Origin of the sequence: Gordonia jacobaea (assembly GCF_001186365.1) — a bacterium.
Classification (GTDB): Bacteria; Actinomycetota; Actinomycetes; order Mycobacteriales; family Mycobacteriaceae; genus Gordonia; species Gordonia jacobaea.
Map to the genome: position 1 here is coordinate 23630 of NZ_LDTZ01000015.1, position 18216 is coordinate 41845.

The window sequence follows — 18216 nt, forward strand, 5'->3', positions numbered from 1 at the left end:
AGCCCCGAGATGGTGTTCACCATCGTCAGGGCTCCGATACCGACCGGTCTGCACACCATTGGATGCGCATCGCCGACGGCGTGGAAAGACCACGCCCATCGGCAGGACCGGACCGTACAACTGCGTGAATCGCGTGTGCGGCAAGCGCACATATTCGACGCGTCGTAGCGGTGGGAGCGGAACTCCACTTGCGACCCCGGCGCCAACCGGGGCGGTCGTGCTATGGAAGTCTAGCAGTCATGCCCGAGAACACCTATTCGCCTTCGGGCGACGATGCAGGTGACGACCTCACCGGCGTTCCGAACAACGATTCCGCGCGTCCGGACGTGACTACTTCCACAGACGATGATGACAACGTCCGTGACATGGCCGACATTCCCTCGATCGAGGTCGTGACCCGGGCCATCGTCATGCTGATGAGCGCGTCGGCGGAGAAGCTCGGCCTGGCGCCGGGGGCATCCGAAGACGACGCCGATCTCGATGAGGCCCGAAAACTCATCACCGCACTGGCCGGACTCGTCGACGCAGCCAAACCGGATCTCGGCGTTCATGCCGCTCCCATCCGAGACGGACTCAAGCAACTGCAACTGGCGTTCCGCGACGCGAGCGCATACCCGGACGAGCCAGGCGAGGGCCCCGGCGAGAAGTACACCGGACCGGTTCGAGACCGTCGTCGGTGACGCTCTCGTTGGCCGCGAATTCACCGCGATGTAGGTAGCGCTTACCTAACGTTTCAGCAGGTCAGGCGAGCCTTTGCTTGCTGGAAAGGGTCAACGGACTCACCTAGATTGGAAGGCAGGGCAGATACCCGCCCGCCAACCTCGATCCAGGAGTTCACGATGGCCACGCTCGAAATGCCACATGTCGCCGAATGCACCGTCAGTGAGTGTTCCTACAACCACGACGGCTGCCACGCGTTCGCGATCAACGTCAGCGGAACCAACGGCACTGCCGACTGCGCGACGTTCATCCCCCTGACAACTCGCGGCGGCCTCGACCGCGTCTCCACCCAGGTCGGTGCATGCCAGCGGGTCGACTGCGAGCACAACGCGAATCTCGAATGCACGGCCACTGCGGTCCGTATCGGTGCAGGCGAGAGTTCCGACACCGCGAACTGCCTCACCTACTCCCCTCGCTGACGGCTTCGCGTCACCAGACCACTCTGCAGCCCTCGACGGACGTCGTGCGGGTCATTCTGTGACCAGCGCGGCGTCCGTCGTTTCGTATGCGGGCTAGCCTGAATCCATGACCTCCGAAGGTGCGCACGACCACGACCCGGCCGATCCGACACGGACGACCTCCTCGGCCGGCGGCACAGAGCCCGTCGGAGAGATCATCGACGCCGAGGTCCTGGATACGGAAGTCGTCGACACCGCCTCTCCCGGATCCAGCTTTCCCGGCTCGACGACCATCTCGAGCCCCGGGCACATCGATCCCGACTACAGCGAGCAAGGTGTGCCGAGTTTCGATTTCGTCCGCGACAAGATCGAGAAGCGCATCTCGACCGCGATCGGTTCCCAGGAGTTGGCTGAGGGCACGCCCGAGGGCCAGGGCGTCGACGACATGATGCGCAAGCGCGACGAGGCCGCGAAGAAGAAGCTCGACGAGATCCGAAAGTCCATGGGGCACTGACACTCCCCACCACTCTTCTCCCCCGGCCTCGGCGAACCTCGCGCCGGCGGCGAACCCAGTCAGTGATCCGGCCGCAGCGCGATGCGCGTCTGGGTCTGCGCGGCACCGGCGTCGCTCTTGAGCCGCCGAAGCAGTCTGTCGAGTCCCGCGGTGTCGGCCACCGATACCTGCAGCAGGTAGTCGTAAGGGCCGGTCACGTGGACCGCGTCGCGCACCATCGCCTCACGTTGCGCCCACCGCAAGAACTCCTCCGAGTCGCGATCAGGGTGCAGCCGTACGTCGATGAACGCTTCGATCCCGGCCGGTGACGGTGCGTCATCGGTGCTGATCACCGCGCGATAGCCGAGGATGACACCGTCGCGCTCGAGGCGTCGCACCCGCGCTGCGGCACTGTTGGTTCCAAGCCCCACAAGCCGACCGAGCGCACTGAACGATGCGCGACCATCATGGCGAAGTGCCTCTATGATCTGTCGGTCGATCGGGTCCACATCGAAAAGATATCAGTCGAAGCGACATCTTTTAGGCATCGTCATCAACCGCGGTCGATGGTGGTCAGATGTCGGTGATCCACGCACTCACACTCGGTCTCGTGGCGGGTTTCGGTATTGCGATGCCGCTCGGTGCGATCGGTGTGATGCTCATGCTCGAAGGAGCGGAGCGCGGTGTGCGCAGTGCACTCGAGGCCGCGGCCGGGGTCGCGACGGTCGACGCCGTCTACGCCGCCGCGGCCACAACGTTCGGAGCGGCGATCGCACCGTTCATCAGCCGTCTCGGCCCGTATCCCGGCATCGTCGGCGGCAGCGTGCTCTTACTCGTGGCGGCGCACGCCATATTCCGCGCACACTCGGCGTCGAGCCGTGCCCAGTCGACGTCGAGCCGTGCCCAGTCGACGAGGGGGCACCGCTACCTCATGTTCGTCGGGTTGACCGCGATGAATCCGGCGACGCTCATCTACTTCGCATCCATTGCCGTACCAGCTGTCGCCTTGCCGAGCGGGGGCCACATAAGTGGTTGCGGCGCAGCACTATTCGTGGCCGGGGTCGGCCTCGGTTCCCTGCTGTGGCAGGCGGTTCTGGCGATCGCCGGGGCGGCCGCCGGTACTCGGATAACCGGCAGCGGCCGTCGACTCACGATCATCGCCGGAAACGCCGTCGTCGCTTTGCTGGGCGTGTCACTGATCGCAGCATCACTGCACTGAACCAGATCGGCTGGACGAGACCGGCTGATCGGGACCGCGGGCAAACACGAATCAGCCGGCAGTCGCGACCGGCTCCCCTGTCTCGAGCACGTCGGCGAGGAACTTCCCGGTGTGGCTTCCCGGTGTCTCCGCAATGTCTTCGGGAGTCCCCTCGGCGATCACCGTGCCACCGCCCGTTCCACCTTCTGGTCCCATGTCGATGACCCAGTCGGCAGTCTTGATGACGTCGAGGTTGTGCTCGATCACGATCACCGTGTTGCCCTTGTCGACCAGTCCGTTGATCACGTCGAGGAGCTTCTTGATGTCCTCGAAGTGCAGGCCGGTCGTCGGCTCGTCGAGGATGTAGACGGTTCGGCCTGCCGACCGCTTCTGCAGTTCGGCGGCCAGTTTGACGCGCTGGGCCTCACCGCCCGAGAGTGTCGGTGCGGGTTGTCCGAGACGGACGTATCCGAGGCCGACGTCGACGAGCGTCTTGAGGTAGCGGTGGATCGAGGTGACAGGCTCGAAGAAGTCGGCGGCCTCCTCGATCGGCATGTCGAGAACCTCCGAGATGGTCTTGCCCTTGTAGTGCACCTCGAGGGTCTCGCGGTTGTACCGCGCACCGTGACACACCTCGCAGGGAACGTAGACGTCAGGCAGGAAGTTCATCTCGATCTTGATGGTTCCCTCGCCCTGACACGCCTCGCAGCGTCCGCCCTTGACGTTGAACGAGAACCGTCCTGGCTGGTAGCCGCGCACCTTCGCTTCGGTCGTCGCTGCGAACAGCGTGCGGATCTTGTCGAAGACGCCTGTGTAGGTCGCCGGATTCGAGCGCGGTGTCCGACCGATCGGCGACTGATCGACCTGCACGAGCTTGTCGAGGTTGCCGAGGCCGTTCACGCGAGTGTGCCTGCCCGGTACCTGACGCGCACCGTTCAGCTTGTTGGCGAGCACCGTCGCAAGGATGTCGTTGACCAGCGTCGACTTTCCGGATCCGGACACCCCGGTGACAGCGGTGAGCACGCCGAGCGGAAACGAGACGTCGATGCCGCGCAGGTTGTGCTCGCGCGCCCCCACGACGGTGAGTTGGCGGTTCTTGTTGATCGGCCGACGGATGGGCGGGACCGGAAGCGTCTCGCGGCCGGACAGGTAGTTGCCCGTCAGCGACTTGCGGTTCTTCAGCAGATCCTTGTAGCTACCGGAGTGCACCACCTTGCCGCCGTGCTCGCCCGCGCGCGGTCCGATATCGACTATCCAATCGGCTGCGCGGATCGTGTCCTCGTCGTGTTCGACCACGATCAGCGTGTTGCCCAGATCGCGCAGTCGCGTGAGGGTGTCGATCAGTCGACGATTGTCGCGCTGGTGCAGTCCGATCGACGGTTCGTCGAGGACGTAGAGGACACCGGCGAGACCCGAACCGATCTGAGTGGCCAAACGGATTCGCTGCGCCTCGCCACCCGACAGCGACCCTGCGGCACGGGACAGCGACAGATAGTCGAGTCCGACGTCGAGCAGGAACGTGATGCGTGCCTGCACCTCTTTGAGGACGCGGCCGGCGATCGCCTCCTGGCGTTTGTCGAGCTTCAATCCGCCCAGGTAGCCCGCGGCGTCGGCCACCGACAGCGCCGACACCTCGGCGATCGATTTCGGTCCGTATTCGGGGTGATCGAGCGTCACCGCGAGGATCTCCGGACGCAACCGCGCACCCTGACAGACCGGGCACGGAACGTCGCGCATGTACCCCTCGTACCGTTCCTTCATCTGTTCGGATTCGGTCTGGTCCATGCGGCGGTTGAGGAACGCCATGACACCCTCGAACTCGGTGTAGTACGAGCGCGTCCGTCCGTACCGGTTACGGAACTTGACGTGCACCTGGTGCTCGCTGCCGTTGAGCAGCGCGTTCCGCGCCTTGGCGGGCAACTTCTTCCACGGGGTGTCGACGTCGAATCCCATCTCGTCGGCCAGACCGGACATGAGTCGCAGGAAGTAGTCGGCGTTGTGTCCGGTCGACCAGGGGGCGATGGCGCCCTCGGAGAGTGAGAGGTCGGGATCGGGCACGACGAGGTCCTCGTCGACCTCCTTGCGAATCCCGAGGCCGTCGCATTCGGGACATGCGCCGTACGGCGAGTTGAAGGAGAACGACCGCGGCTCGAGATCGTCGATGGCGATCGGGTGTCCGTTCGGGCACGCCATGCGCTCGGAGAATCGACGTTCGCGGTGGGGATCGTTCTCCTCGATGTCGACGAAGTCGAGGACGACAATGCCATCGGCAAGCCGCAGGGCCGTCTCCACCGAGTCGGTGAGACGCTGCTTGGCGCTCGGCTTCACGACGAGCCGGTCGACGACGACGTCGATGTCGTGCTTTTCCTGCTTCTTGAGCTTGGGCGGGTCCGTCAGCGAATGGATCTTGCCGTCGACGCGCGCACGGGAGAAGCCCTGGGTCTGCAGTTCGGCGAAGAGGTCGACGAACTCACCCTTACGAGTGCGGACGACCGGCGCGAGGACCTGAAAGCGGGTGCCCTCGTCCATGGCGAGCACCTGATCGACGATCTGCTGAGGTGTCTGCTTGGCGATCTCGGCACCGCAGATCGGACAGTGTGCGACGCCGGCGCGTGCGTAGAGCAGGCGCAGGTAGTCGTAGACCTCGGTGATCGTGCCGACCGTCGACCGAGGATTGCGGTTCGTCGACTTCTGGTCGATCGACACCGCGGGCGAGAGTCCTTCGATGAAGTCGACGTCGGGCTTGTCCATCTGCCCGAGGAACTGCCGCGCATACGCAGACAGCGACTCCACGTAGCGTCGTTGGCCCTCGGCGAAGATCGTGTCGAAAGCCAGCGACGACTTCCCCGAACCCGAGAGTCCGGTGAACACGATGAGGCTGTCGCGGGGCAGATCAACATCGACACCGCGAAGGTTGTGTTCGCGGGCACCACGGACGATCAAACGATCAACCACTACTGTCCTATCCACATGTCTTGGCTGGTCCATACGTCTTGGCCAGCCCCTGCGCGGGATCGCCGCGCATCCGGCCGCCGCTGGGCACCGATCGTCGACCGATGTCACGTTGGGCGTGTCTGTCTCGTTGGGCGTGTCCGCGGCTCACCATAACGGCAGCCACCGACAAGAAATCTCGACGCCGAGCCGGCGGTCTCCAGGCGGCGTCACAACACTTGTCAACGATACGCGGCCCACCAGGTGTTCCCATCCTCGTCCACCGCGTCGACCTGCGTGGCTACGCTGAGTTCATGACCTCGTCCGACCTCACCATCACCGACGAATACACCGGCGATCTGTCCGAGACCGGCCCGCAGCGCCGCACACTGAGCAACGCCTCGATCGTGAAGATCTCCGTTGGGCCCATGGACAACAACGTCTACATCGTCACCAGTGTCGCGACCGGCGACCAACTCATCATCGACGCCGCCAACGATGCGGACACCATTCGCGATGTGCTCGACGAACTCGACGGCACCCCGCGCACGATCTTCACCACGCACCAGCACTACGACCATTGGCAGGCACTTGCCGACGTCGCGTCAGCGACGGGAGCGCCGACCGCGGCCGGCAGGATCGACGCTCCCGAACTGCCCGTGACCCCCGACATCCTCCTCGACGACGGCGACGTGCTGACCGTCGGCGACCTGACCTTTGACGCAATCCACCTCGTCGGCCACACGCCCGGATCGATCGCGCTGGCACTCACCGATCCCGCAAGCGGCGTCGTCCACCTGTTCACCGGCGATTCCCTCTTCCCGGGCGGCGTCGGAAAGACCTGGGCGCCAGGCGACTTCGACACTCTCGTCGACGACGTCGAGACCAAGCTCTTCGAGCGCTATCCCGACTCGACCGTCGTGTACCCCGGCCACGGCAAGGACACGACCCTCGGCACCGAACGCCCGTCGCTGGACGAATGGCGCGAACGCGGCTGGTGAGAATCGGCCTACACGCACAACACTTGCGCCAGATCATCAACTCCGCCGAGCGCCCCGACACCGGACGGGTAGCCTCGATAGAGCGCCGCCGACCCCAGTCCAACGCGTGATCGACCAACGCAGTGACCGAAGAGCCGCAGTAAACGAAAAGCACAGTGACCGACTAACACAGTGACTTCCGAAGGGACCGTGTCAACAAGATGATCCTCCGCCGTATTGCCCGACCGATGCTCGCATCGGTGTTCATCGTCTCCGGCTATGACGCCCTGCGACACCCGCAGAAGCGAGCAGAAATCGCGGAGCCCTTCGTGGAGAGCACCGTCGGTGTGCTGCCGGACGAGGTCACCTCCGTCATCCCCACCGATCCGGTCACGCTGGTCCGAGTGAACGGCGGCATCCAACTCGCGAGCGGTGTCCTCCTTGCGACGGGCAAGTTCCCACGCTTCGCGTCGGCCGTTCTGGCGGGCTCCCTCGCACCGACGACGTTCGCCGGCCATCCCTTCTGGGAAGAGTCGGACCCGGTTGCGCGGAGTATGCAGCGCACACACTTCCTGAAGAACCTGAGCCTGATGGGCGGCCTGCTGATCTCGGCGGCCGACACCGAGGGCAAGCCCTCGCTCGCGTGGCGTGGTCGACGCAAGGCCGACGCCGCACTCGCGGCCCTGCCACTCGGCGCGAAGGCGAGCACCACAGCGTGGGATTCGATCCGCGAGCACGCACAGGATTCCGCGTCGACGCTCGGTGAGAAGTCCAGCGAGGCCGCAGGTCTCCTCAAGCAGGACGCGCACAAGTTGGGAGAGCGTTCTGCCGAGGCCGCGGAGAAGTTCCGCGATCGTGCGCCCGTCGTCGCAGAAAACGCCCGCGAGCGTTCGGCGGAATTCGCCGACAAGGTGCGCGACCGTGCGCCCGTCGTCGCAGAAAACGCCCGCGAGCGTTCGGCGGAGTTCGCCGACAAGGTGCGCGACCGCGCCCCCGAGATCGCTGAGACGGCACGCGAGCGCTCCACAGAATTTGCCGACAAGGTGCGCGACCGCGCCCCCGAGATCGCAGAAGCCGCTCGGGAGCGCTCCGCAGAGCTCGCCGAAGCCGCGCGGGAGCGTTCCGCAGAGCTCGCAGAGTCGGCCAAGGAACTGGTGTCGACCGCAGGCGACAAGGCCGACGCAGCCGTCGCCGACAGCAAGAAGCGCTGGCGCAAGGCCCGGTCCTGACCCCTTCGCTCTACGCGCGGACCCCATCGCCTTCGGAACAGACTCCGAGCGGGCGCATGGGGTCCGCCGCGTTTCCGCCACAGCACTATCCGTGGGTCGCGGACACCGACTACGCCCCTCTGGAGATGCGCCACGAAGGTCGCACGCTCATGGTTGCCGTCGGTTCCAACGCATCACGCGCGGTGCTGACCACAAAGCTCGCCGATGTGGGCGGCGTCGACATCCGTCCTGCCCGCGTCGTCGTGAGCGGTATCGCTGTCGGGTATTCCGGCCACGTGTCGGCCCGCGGATACATTCCGGCAGCTCCCTTCGCGTCCCCCGGCGCCAACACACCTCTGACGGCGTTCTGGCTCGACAACGACCAACTCGCCGCACTCGACCGCACCGAACCCAATTACCATCGATTGACAGTGACCACGACTTCTCATCCCCTGCGTGAACTCCTCGACGACGTCGACTCCGCTCCCCTCCGCTCACCGATGCCGGTGCGCGAGTTCGCCATATACGCATCACGACACGGAATCCTCACCGATCGACGCTCGACCCCGCTCCCCTTCTCGACCCAGTCCGCAGTCCTCGCGCACCTTGCGGAAGCGCTCGACGACCCGTCGCTGGCGGAGCCGCCCGCGATCGTCTGCGCGCGACTCGGCGACACCGACGCGGGCAAGGATCTGACAGCGGGCAAGGATCTGACACGGCGCATCCAGAGCCGCGGACAGTGCCGTCCCGACGGCCTCAGCCGCGACACCGCACCCCACCATCCCGACAGCACCGCACATACCGCATTCGGTACGCACGCCGAACCCGACGATGAGATCCGATGAGTACCTCGCCGACACACACCGAACGCACCGATCCCCGGATCGATGAGGAACAGACACACCTCGACGCCGTGTACGGGCGTCTGGACAGGATGCGTGCCAACACCCGTCGTCGACTCGCCGCAACCCTGCGCGAGTCCGCGGGAACCCCGCAGGCGCTGTCCGAACGCGAGTCCTACGAACGCATGTACGTCGACGACCTCGCGAAATACGATGCCGCCGAACACAATCTGTATTTCGGCCGCCTCGACCTCGACGACGGCGAAACCCGGCGGATCGGACGCATCGGAGTCCTCGACGACGATGACGGCGACACGACACTGCTTCTCGACTGGCGGGCGCCCCTGTCGCGAGCGTTCTACCTCGCAACGCCTGCAGCGCCGGAAGAGGTCGCTCGCCGCAGACACATCCGCACGCGAAATCGTGGCGTCCGTGAGGTCAACGACGAATTCCTCACCGCGGGTGAGGCTTCGATCGACGAGTCAGCGCACGGCGACGTGGTCAACGAGTCCGCGCTCGTAGCTGCCCTCAACGCCGCACGTACCGGCGAGATGACCGACATCGTCGAGACCATCCAGCGCGAGCAGGACCTCATCATCCGGTCACCGCACCGCGGCGTCACGGTCATCCAGGGCGGCCCCGGCACCGGCAAGACCGCCGTGGCGCTCCACCGCGCCGCATACTTGCTGTACACACATCGAGACATCCTCTCGCGCAGTGGAATCCTCATCATCGGCCCCAACAGCGACTTCCTCGACTACATCGGCCAGGTGCTGCCTTCGCTCGGTGAGTCCGGAGTGCTCCTCGCGACGATCGGCGAGCTCTTCCCCGGCGTCACCGCGACCGCCGACGAACCTCGACGCACCCGAGAGGTCAAGGGGCGCTTACAGATGCTCGACGTGCTCAAGCGCACGGTTCGGGCACACGAGTCGCTGCCGACCAAGCCGGTATCCGTGGACTTCGACGGTTACCGGGTCGAAATCGACAGTGCACTCGTCAAGGCAGCGCGTACGGCGGCCCGCGGGTCGCGCAGGGCGCACAACCAGGCGCAGCCGGTATTCCTGCGCTCGGCACTCGACGCACTCGCCGCCCGACACTCGGCGGCGATCGGCGCCAGTCTGCTCGACGGGTCGCAACTCCTCACGCCCGCCGACCTCAAGGACATTCGCGACGACATGGGTCGCGATCCGGATATCCGTGAGGCGGTGCTCGCCTTCTGGCCGACGCTCACTCCGACGGACGTTCTCCGCGACCTCTACGACGACCCCGCCGCCATCCGCAAGGCCACGCCGGGCTGGTCCGACGATGATCGCGCAGCGCTCCACCGGGCACGCCGCAGGCCAGTCGGCAAAGCGGAAAAGGGCAGCGAGAGCGACGAGTTCACTCCCGCCGACGTTCCGTTGCTCGACGAACTGGCCGAACTCGTCGGCTACGGCACCGATGAGGCCGAACGTGCCGAACGCGAGCGGTGGCGTCGACAACTCGCCGACGCCCAGGATGCGCTCGACATCCTCACCGGCTCGGCACCACAGGATCTCGAGGACGAACTCGACCCGGAGATCCTGATGGCCTACGACCTGATCGACGCAGAGCAACTCGCCGCGCGCCAGACCGACGTACAACGCGCGACCACCGCGGAGCGCGCCTTCAACGACCGCACCTGGACATTCGGCCACGTCATCGTCGACGAAGCCCAGGAGTTGTCCGGTATGGCGTGGCGCATGGTGATGCGCCGAATCCCGAACCGGTGGATGACCATCATCGGCGACACCGCACAGACCGGCGACCTTGCGGGCACGACGTCGTGGAGCGAGGTACTGACACCCTACGTCGCGAACCGTTGGCAGTTGCGCGAGCTGACCGTCAACTACCGCACGCCGAGTGAGATCATGACCTACGCCGCGCGCGTCCTGGCGCACGTCGGCGATTCACTGACACCGCCGACCTCGTTGCGCAGCAACGGAATCGATCCGTATGCCCGTTCGGTGTCAACTGCCGAGCTCGTCGCGACTGCGATCGAGGAGGCCACGCGACCGGAACTGCGCGGGCTGACCGGAATCGTGGTGCCCGACAGCCTCTTCGACGCCACCTCGCAGTTGGTCGCCGGCCTCGACCCGACGACACTCGGCGTCGACGAGCTCCCCCGCGTCCACACGGTCACCACCTGTAAAGGGCTCGAGTTCGACACGACTGTCGTCGTCGAACCGAGCGCACTCATCGCTCAGTCGCCGCGCGGATACAGCGATCTCTACGTCGCGCTGACCCGCAGCACGCAGCGCCTCGTCGTGGTCAACGCCGACCCGCTGCCAACAGAGCTCGACGACATGCCGCGTCGCTGAACGGCTTTCGACGACGCCCGTCACACTCCTGATCGCTCATCCTGATCGCCCGTATGGTCGCCCTCGGGGTGCAGGATGACGAGTTCGCGGGTCGCACGAGTCATCGATACGTAGCGGTCGACGGCCCCGGTGATCCCCGAGCCGAAGACCTCGGACTCGACAACCACGACCAGATCGAACTCGAGGCCCTTCGCAGTGATCGGATCGAGTGCGCGCACCCGGCCCGTGCTGGTGAAGTCCGGATCACCGATCACACACGCGACGCCCTCGTCATTGCGCGCGAGCCACTCGGCGAGGATCACATCTCGGTCACCGTGCGAGGCATGTCGAACGGGCAGTCCCGATTCCCTGATCGACGACGGCACGTTGGCATCCGGTATGGCAGCTCGGATCACCGGCTCGGCCGCCTCCATGACCTCGGCGGGCGTTCGATAGTTGATCAACAACGACTCGACGCGCACGTCCCGGCATCCGACGCTGCGAAGCCGTTCCGACCACGACTCGGCGAACCCCGCCCGCGCCTGCGCCCTGTCGCCGACGATCGTGATGCTTCCGGACGGGTTGCGCCGCAGCACCATTCGCCACTGCGCCGGGGTGAGTTCCTGCGCCTCGTCGACGATGATGTGCGCGAACGGCCCGTCGAAGGTGCCGGGCTCGATGTCCGGCGCGGCCGAATCGTCGACAAGAACGTCGCGCAGGTCTTTCTGCCGAAGCATCGACATCAGGCCCTCGCCGTCGTCGTAGGTCGTCGACGCCATGAGGTCGTCGACGACGAGGTCCATACGACGGCGCTCGGCTCGCAGCGCGGCGGACCGGCGGCGACGCCGATCGTCCGCACTGCGGTCTCCCAATCGGTTGCGCGCGGCGTCGAGAAGCGGGAGGTCGGCGTCGGTCCACGCATCCGGACGCTCGCGCTGGAGCCGTCGCACGTCATCCGGCGCCAACCACGGCGCACACATTCGGAGGAACGCGGGAACCGACCACAGGTCGCCGACGAGATCCGTCGCGTCGAGCATCGGCCACGCGCGCCCCACTGCCGCCGCAAGAGAGTCGTTGCGCCGCAACGATTCCTGCACGTCGTCCAGGTCGAGGTCATCGTTGCCGATGCGTCGCCGCACCGTCTCGGCCAGGTATTGCCAGATCGCGCCGCGCGCCTCGTTGTGTGGCATGCCGGCCTCGGGCGCCGCGAATGCTTCGGCCCAATCCCGCCGCCGCAGAGTCACATCCGCCCACTCGGTCTCGACAAGAAGCGGTTCCGTCGGCGGTTCCTCGTACCACCGCACCGCCGTCTCGATCGCGTCGACCATCCCCGCCGTCGACTTCAGTGCCGCCGCCACATCGTCGGCCTCTCGCACCGCGGTATCGCCCTCGGCGACCAGATCGCGCAACGTGCACGTCTGCACGCCTTCTTCACCGAGACTCGGCAAGACATCGGCGACATACGAGAGGTACTGCTCGTGTGGTCCGACGATCAGCAGACGTCCGCGCGTGAGCCGCGCGTCGGAGTAGAGCAGGTAAGCGGCGCGATGCAGCGCGACGACGGTCTTTCCGGTGCCGGGGCCGCCGTCGACGACCAGCGCGCCTGCCGAGTCGGCGCGGATGATGGCGTCCTGGTCGGCCTGGATCGTCGACAACACGTCACGCATGCGTGGCGAACGGCTCGCGGAGAGGCCTGCGAGCAGCGCCGAATCGCCGTCGAGCCAGACCCCATCGTCGGCGGCGTCCGCGGTGAACACTTCGTCCCAGTAGTCGGTGATCTGCCCGCGCGTCCATCGGTAGCGTCTGCGGGAACGCACGCCCATCGGCTGCGCCGCGGTCGCGTTGAAGAACGGAGCAGCGGCGGGGGTCCGCCAGTCGACGAGCAGTTGGCGGCCCGACTGATCGGTCACCCCGACGCGACCGATGTAGACGGGGTCAGGCTCGTCGATCAGCGTCATCCGGCCGATGCACAGGTCGAGGCCATAGCGACGCAGCGTCCGCAGACGGCTGGTCAACTGATGAATCTCGAGGTCGCGATCCGATGCGCGCTGCCCACCTCCACCCTCTGCCCTGCGCGCGGCGTCGAGCCTGGCTGAGAGCGCATCGACCGTGCCGGCGAGGGATGCAGTGGTGTCCTCGAAATGGCGCACGTCGCTCTCGATACGAGTCGGGACGGATTTCGGTGACTCGGGCGGAAGATTGAAGACATGGTCGGTCACTGCGGGCACTGGGCGACTCCGAAAAAGGCTGGGCGGGGGGCGGAATCACCGATTGTGCACCCGGATGGGGGCCTTGCGGCAAGGCCCCTACCTCGCGTTATAGTGAAAAGGGCAGGGACGCAGCAGTGACCACGGCGGATCGGGAGTCACGCTCCCCACAGCACATCGCGACGGCTTTCATCACGACGACTTTTCATCACGGCGGCATACGTCGAACCACCAGCACACGCGCAACAGCTGGGCAGACGAATCCGTCTGCCCGGCTGTTGGTTTCGAGGAGAAGCGAACTAGGTGGTGTGCACGATCAGCACATCGCACGCAGACTTACGCGCGACGTCGGCCGGCACCGAACCCAGCAGACGTCCCGCAATCGAATTCAGTCCACGATTGCCGACGACGAGAAGATCAGCTTGAACATCGGTGACCAACTGCAGCAGAGCATCCACGGGTGCGCCCTTCACCGGGCGTGCCACGATCTGCGTGCCCCCCGACTTCGATGCCCGCTCCTTCGCCCGACGCAGAATCTCGTCGGTCGGGGCACTTCCGGTCACCTGATAAGCCTCGTCTTTAAGGACGTCCGCAGCCTCACCGGCGCCGCGATCGTTCGGAAAATATGCACATGCGATCACCAATTTCGAATCGCCCGCGATCGCACCCGCGCGATCGACCGCCTTCAACGACGATTCCGATCCGTCCGTTCCGACGACGATCGTCTGGTAAGCGCCCATCCCTGACCTCCACACATGTCTGATTCCGCACATTCGCGGACTTCATCGATCACGACAACTTTAGAGTCACCTGAATCGGCAGGATAGTGTGCCACGCAACATTTGTCCGATGATCACGGCGATCGCTACACCGCGCACCCGAGTGGGACGAACGTCCCAATGGGGAGTGCCAACTACTTGATTCCGGCGGCATCCATGCCGCGCAGCTCTTTCTTCAGATCTGCGATCTCGTCGCGCAGCCTTCCGGCGAGTTCGAACTGCAGATCGCGAGCCGCGCTCATCATCTGCTCCGTGAGTTGCGCGACGAGATCGGCGAGCTCGGCTCGTGGCATCGATCCCACATCTCGCTTCTCGACGACCCCCGCGGAGCCGCCCTTCGCCTTCGAGACTTCTCCCTGCGCTCGCCGTCCACGGCTGGCGTTGCGGCCGGAGCCACCGACGTCGACTGCCGAATCCTCCGCTTCGCGGTACACCTGATCGAGGATGTCGGCGATCTTCTTGCGCAGTGGTTTCGGGTCGATGCCGTGTTCTTTGTTGTAGGCCACCTGCTTCTCACGACGACGCTCGGTCTCTTCGATCGCGTTGCGCATCGACTCGGTAACCGTGTCGGCGTACATGTGCACCTCACCCGAGACGTTACGGGCAGCACGCCCGACAGTCTGGATCAGCGATGTCGTCGACCGCAGGAATCCCTCCTTGTCGGCGTCGAGGATCGCGACGAGCGACACCTCGGGAAGGTCGAGTCCCTCGCGCAGCAGGTTGATACCGACCAGCACGTCGTATTCACCCGATCGGAGCTGCCGCAGCAACTCGACCCTTCGTAGCGTGTCGACCTCGGAATGCAGGTAGCGCACACGGATACCGAGTTCGAGAAGGTAGTCGGTGAGATCTTCTGCCATCTTCTTGGTCAATGTCGTCACCAGCACGCGTTCGTCGCGCTCTGTGCGATCACGGATCTCGTGAACCAGGTCGTCGATCTGCCCCTTGGTCGGCTTCACCACGATCTGCGGATCGACCAGCCCGGTCGGGCGGATCACCTGCTCGACGAACTCTCCGTTGGACTGGCCGAGTTCGTACGCGCCCGGCGTCGCGGACAAATAGACCGTCTGCCCGATACGACCGACGAACTCGTCCCAGGTAAGCGGACGGTTGTCGACCGCGGAGGGTAGCCGGAACCCGAAGTCGACCAGATTGCGCTTGCGCGACATGTCGCCCTCGTACATGCCGCCGATCTGCGGGACCGTCACATGCGACTCGTCGATCACGAGGAGGAAGTCGTCGGGGAAATAGTCGATCAGCGTTGCGGGGGCGCTGCCCGCCGGTCTGCCGTCGATGTGGCGCGAGTAGTTCTCGATGCCCGAGCAGAACCCGACCTGCCTCATCATTTCGAGGTCGTAGCTGGTGCGCATGCGCAGGCGCTGCGCCTCGAGGAGTTTGCCCTTGCCCTCGAGGTCGGCGAGGCGCGCCTCGAGCTCTTCCTCGATGCTCGTCATCGCCTTCTCCATGCGCTCAGGTCCCGCGACATAGTGCGTCGCGGGGAAGATGCGCAGCGTGTCGACCTGTCTGACCACATCACCGGTCAGTGGGTGCAGGTAGTAGAGCGCCTCGACCTCGTCACCGAAGAACTCGATCCGCACCGCCAACTCTTCGTACGACGGGATGATCTCGACGGTGTCGCCGCGGACACGGAAGCTTCCGCGGGTAAACGACATGTCGTTACGTGTGTACTGCACGTCGACCAGCAACCGAAGCAGTGCGTCGCGGTCGATCTCGTCGCCGACCTCCACCTCGACCGAACGGTCGAGGTAGGACTGCGGCGTGCCGAGGCCGTAGATGCACGACACCGATGCCACGACCACAACGTCGCGTCGTGACAGCAGACTCGACGTCGCGGAGTGCCGCAGGCGTTCGACGTCGTCGTTGATCGACGAGTCCTTTTCGATGTACGTGTCGGTCTGGGCGATGTACGCCTCGGGTTGGTAGTAGTCGTAGTACGAGACGAAGTACTCGACAGCGTTGTGCGGCAACATTTCTCGAAGTTCGTTGGCGAGCTGCGCAGCAAGTGTCTTGTTCGGTGCCATCACGAGCGTCGGGCGCTGGACCCGCTCGATCAACCACGCGGTGGTCGCGGATTTACCGGTGCCGGTGGCGCCGAGTAGGACGATGTCGCGCTCCCCCGCCCCGATACGACGTTCGAGGTCGTCGATGGCTTTGGGCTGGTCACCTGCGGGCTCATACTCGCTGACCACCTCGAACCGACCCTCGGTACGTTCGACGGCACCGACGGGACGGTGCTCGGAGTGCGCGAGAATCGGGTGTTCGGTAGCAAAAGCCATAGTGCCAGGGTAAACGCGACCTATGACAAATCTGTTCCGGATTCACGCACACCCCGTGACCTGCGGTTAAGGTGTGACGATGTCCGATCTGCACCCGCCGAAGCGGGAGATCTTCGACGTTCCTGCAATGACCAATACGGACAACAAGGGGTTCGTCCGACCGGTGGACCGATACGAGGAGACAGCGTTCGGTCTCTACATGTCGCGCACTGCCGATCACCCCAGATTCAGTCACCTCGAGTCCTGGCTGCTTCCCGCACTCGGACTTCGCGCGAACATCTTCCACTTCGTCGATGGGCATCGGACTGGGCAGCGCCTCTACCTCGACATAGGACGCTTCCACGGTCCCGACGACGATGGCCGCTGGCACGCCGCGGACTGGTACCTCGACCTCGTCGATGTTCCCGGTCGCCCACTCGAACTCATCGACGTCGACGAATTGTTCGACGCACACGCAGCGAGCCTGTTGTCGACCGCCGAGTGCGAGGAGGCCGTCCACATCGCACGGCGGGCACTGGTGGGTGCGGCCGAACATGACCACGACATCCAGAAGTGGCTCGACACCGCGAGCGGCGGCCGCGTGTCGTGGCTCGACGACTGACGTCGCTACGTCTCCCGACGACCGGCACGCCAGGCGGCGACTCGCGCATATGCCCGATCGAACCAGGGTTCCTTCGCCGCGACGTACGCGTCGCGGTCGCCGTCTGCAGCGGCCATTGCGGCCAGCTTGATCTCGGCATACTCGTCACGTGCTGCGGCGTCTGACCTCAACCAATCGCGGAACTCGACGGCGAACCGACCGCCCGGTGATCCCTGCGCCCGCACATGCACATTGACCGACCGCCCGGGATCGGCCGAACCGTGGAACCTCTTGCCCCAGAGGCCGTCATCGACCGAGCCGGTCTCCGGATCCGGCTTCGGCCGGTCGCTCGTGGTCTCTGGATTACGCGGGAACCCGCCGTCGGCCAGCACGTCGGCCAGAGCATCCGCGACGTCGAGGTCGGCGACGGTGATCTGGATGTCAATCGTCGGCTTCGCGATCAGCCCCGGCACCGCCGTCGACCCGATGTGATCGATCGCCGACGCTTTGTCGCCGACGATCGCCCACAGTCGATTGACCAGTCGCGCACCTATGGCCGCCCATGCCGGCTCGGGATCGGCCAGTGCCAACGGGCCGGGGACGATCGTCCGGGAGCGCACATTCTCCTCGTATGGCACCAACCGCTCGTCCCAGAGTTGTGCGGCAGCGTCCGCGAGATCGTCTGGTGTGCCCGAGTTGTCGAGCCAGACGTCGGCGACGGCCCGTCGCTGTTCGTCGGTGGCCTGGGCGCGGATTCGGGCGCGTGCGTCGTCCTCGGGCATGCCGCGCAACTCGGTCAACCGTTGGACGCGCAGCTCCTCGTCTGCCCCCACGATCACGACGAGATGGAAGAACGGAGCCATGTTGCCCTCGACGAGCAGCGGGATATCCTGCACCACAATGGCATTCGACGGCGCCTCGGCGAGCAGTTCCTGCGTACGCGCACCGACCAGCGGGTGCGTGATCGAGTTCAGCTTCTGTCGACTCTCGTCATCGACGAACGCCTTGGCTGCCAGTGCTGGCCGATCAAGCGTCCCGTCAGCGGCCAGGATGTCGTCGCCGAAAGCCTCGACCAACTGCGTCAGGCCGGGCGTTCCGGGTTCGACGACCTCGCGGGCGATCTTGTCGGCGTCGATGTGATATCCACCCCGCTCCACGAAGGTCTTGGCCACGGTCGATTTGCCGGCTCCGATGCCGCCGGAGAGCCCTACACGGATCACGAGGTCCAGTGTGGCAAACGGCCGGCCGATCGGGTGATCCGACCG

The 18216-nt window shown here is 65.3% G+C and carries 15 protein-coding genes; 9 read left to right on the forward strand and 6 right to left on the reverse strand.

What is annotated here, in order from left to right; genetic code table 11:
- Positions 1-239 precede the first annotated feature (239 nt).
- From ABW18_RS06085 to ABW18_RS06095, 3 genes are all read left to right on the forward strand, one after another.
- On the forward strand, positions 240-680 hold the full coding sequence (locus ABW18_RS06085) for a DUF1844 domain-containing protein (protein ID WP_005208917.1): 441 nt from the start codon (positions 240-242) through the stop codon (positions 678-680).
- Between the two features lie 159 nt (positions 681-839).
- On the forward strand, positions 840-1139 hold the full coding sequence (locus tag ABW18_RS06090; protein ID WP_005208919.1) for a DUF1540 domain-containing protein: 300 nt from the start codon (positions 840-842) through the stop codon (positions 1137-1139).
- A 106-nt stretch (positions 1140-1245) separates the two neighbouring features.
- Positions 1246-1632, forward strand: coding sequence for a hypothetical protein (locus ABW18_RS06095; RefSeq protein ID WP_152930025.1), 387 nt, complete (start codon positions 1246-1248; stop codon positions 1630-1632).
- A 59-nt stretch (positions 1633-1691) separates the two neighbouring features.
- Here the strand turns inward: ABW18_RS06095 and ABW18_RS06100 are convergent, their stop codons facing one another.
- Positions 1692-2120, reverse strand: coding sequence for an Lrp/AsnC family transcriptional regulator (locus ABW18_RS06100; RefSeq protein WP_049698136.1), 429 nt, complete (start codon positions 2118-2120; stop codon positions 1692-1694).
- Between the two features lie 68 nt (positions 2121-2188).
- Here ABW18_RS06100 and ABW18_RS06105 point away from each other — a divergent pair, with 68 nt between their 5' ends.
- Positions 2189-2830, forward strand: coding sequence for a LysE family transporter (locus ABW18_RS06105; RefSeq protein WP_049698137.1), 642 nt, complete (start codon positions 2189-2191; stop codon positions 2828-2830).
- Between the two features lie 51 nt (positions 2831-2881).
- Here the strand turns inward: ABW18_RS06105 and uvrA are convergent, their stop codons facing one another.
- The gene (gene uvrA / locus ABW18_RS06110) at positions 2882-5764 is read right to left on the reverse strand and encodes an excinuclease ABC subunit UvrA (RefSeq protein WP_049698138.1); all 2883 of its coding nucleotides are present in this window, start codon (positions 5762-5764) and stop codon (positions 2882-2884) included.
- A gap of 290 nt (positions 5765-6054) precedes the next feature.
- Here uvrA and ABW18_RS06115 point away from each other — a divergent pair, with 290 nt between their 5' ends.
- From ABW18_RS06115 to ABW18_RS06130, 4 genes are all read left to right on the forward strand, one after another.
- Positions 6055-6741: an MBL fold metallo-hydrolase gene (locus ABW18_RS06115; protein ID WP_049698551.1), complete on the forward strand. Its 687-nt coding sequence runs from the start codon at positions 6055-6057 to the stop codon at positions 6739-6741.
- Positions 6742-6941: 200 nt separating this feature from the next.
- Complete coding sequence (locus tag ABW18_RS06120; protein ID WP_049698139.1) at positions 6942-7949, forward strand: DoxX family membrane protein; 1008 nt, start codon at positions 6942-6944, stop codon at positions 7947-7949.
- A gap of 56 nt (positions 7950-8005) precedes the next feature.
- Positions 8006-8773 (forward strand): hypothetical protein, encoded by a 768-nt coding sequence (locus ABW18_RS06125; RefSeq protein WP_049698140.1) that lies wholly within the window; start codon positions 8006-8008, stop codon positions 8771-8773.
- Complete coding sequence (locus tag ABW18_RS06130; protein WP_049698141.1) at positions 8770-11109, forward strand: HelD family protein; 2340 nt, start codon at positions 8770-8772, stop codon at positions 11107-11109. Before ABW18_RS06125 ends, ABW18_RS06130 begins: the two co-directional genes overlap by 4 nt.
- A 20-nt stretch (positions 11110-11129) precedes the next feature.
- On the opposite strand, the gene helR is transcribed toward ABW18_RS06130, so the two are convergent.
- From helR to uvrB, 3 genes are all read right to left on the reverse strand, one after another.
- Positions 11130-13316, reverse strand: coding sequence for an RNA polymerase recycling motor ATPase HelR (gene helR, locus ABW18_RS06135; RefSeq protein ID WP_049698142.1), 2187 nt, complete (start codon positions 13314-13316; stop codon positions 11130-11132).
- A gap of 278 nt (positions 13317-13594) precedes the next feature.
- A complete protein-coding gene (locus tag ABW18_RS06140) occupies positions 13595-14035 on the reverse strand; it encodes a universal stress protein (RefSeq protein ID WP_049698143.1) in 441 nt (146 codons plus the stop codon).
- Between the two features lie 173 nt (positions 14036-14208).
- On the reverse strand, positions 14209-16371 hold the full coding sequence (gene uvrB / locus ABW18_RS06145) for an excinuclease ABC subunit UvrB (protein ID WP_049698144.1): 2163 nt from the start codon (positions 16369-16371) through the stop codon (positions 14209-14211).
- Between the two features lie 79 nt (positions 16372-16450).
- Here uvrB and ABW18_RS06150 point away from each other — a divergent pair, with 79 nt between their 5' ends.
- Entirely contained in the window at positions 16451-16972 is a 522-nt protein-coding gene (locus ABW18_RS06150) for a ribonuclease FAU-1 family protein (RefSeq protein ID WP_049698552.1), read from the forward strand.
- A gap of 5 nt (positions 16973-16977) precedes the next feature.
- On the opposite strand, the gene coaE is transcribed toward ABW18_RS06150, so the two are convergent.
- The gene (gene coaE, locus ABW18_RS06155; protein ID WP_049698145.1) at positions 16978-18171 is read right to left on the reverse strand and encodes a dephospho-CoA kinase; all 1194 of its coding nucleotides are present in this window, start codon (positions 18169-18171) and stop codon (positions 16978-16980) included.
- Positions 18172-18216 lie beyond the last annotated feature (45 nt).

Excerpts from the sequence above, each read along its gene's own strand:
- ABW18_RS06085 (WP_005208917.1), top strand. The coding sequence starts at position 240 with ATGCCCGAGAACACCTATTCGCCTTCGGGCGACGATGCAGGTGACGAC.
- ABW18_RS06090 (WP_005208919.1), top strand. The coding sequence starts at position 840 with ATGGCCACGCTCGAAATGCCACATGTCGCCGAATGCACCGTCAGTGAG.
- ABW18_RS06095 (WP_152930025.1), top strand. The coding sequence starts at position 1,246 with ATGACCTCCGAAGGTGCGCACGACCACGACCCGGCCGATCCGACACGG.
- ABW18_RS06105 (WP_049698137.1), top strand. The coding sequence starts at position 2,189 with ATGTCGGTGATCCACGCACTCACACTCGGTCTCGTGGCGGGTTTCGGT.
- ABW18_RS06115 (WP_049698551.1), top strand. The coding sequence starts at position 6,055 with ATGACCTCGTCCGACCTCACCATCACCGACGAATACACCGGCGATCTG.
- ABW18_RS06120 (WP_049698139.1), top strand. The coding sequence starts at position 6,942 with ATGATCCTCCGCCGTATTGCCCGACCGATGCTCGCATCGGTGTTCATC.
- ABW18_RS06125 (WP_049698140.1), top strand. The coding sequence starts at position 8,006 with ATGGGGTCCGCCGCGTTTCCGCCACAGCACTATCCGTGGGTCGCGGAC.
- ABW18_RS06130 (WP_049698141.1), top strand. The coding sequence starts at position 8,770 with ATGAGTACCTCGCCGACACACACCGAACGCACCGATCCCCGGATCGAT.
- ABW18_RS06140 (WP_049698143.1), bottom strand. The coding sequence starts at position 14,035 with ATGGGCGCTTACCAGACGATCGTCGTCGGAACGGACGGATCGGAATCG.
- uvrB (WP_049698144.1), bottom strand. The coding sequence starts at position 16,371 with ATGGCTTTTGCTACCGAACACCCGATTCTCGCGCACTCCGAGCACCGT.
- ABW18_RS06150 (WP_049698552.1), top strand. The coding sequence starts at position 16,451 with ATGTCCGATCTGCACCCGCCGAAGCGGGAGATCTTCGACGTTCCTGCA.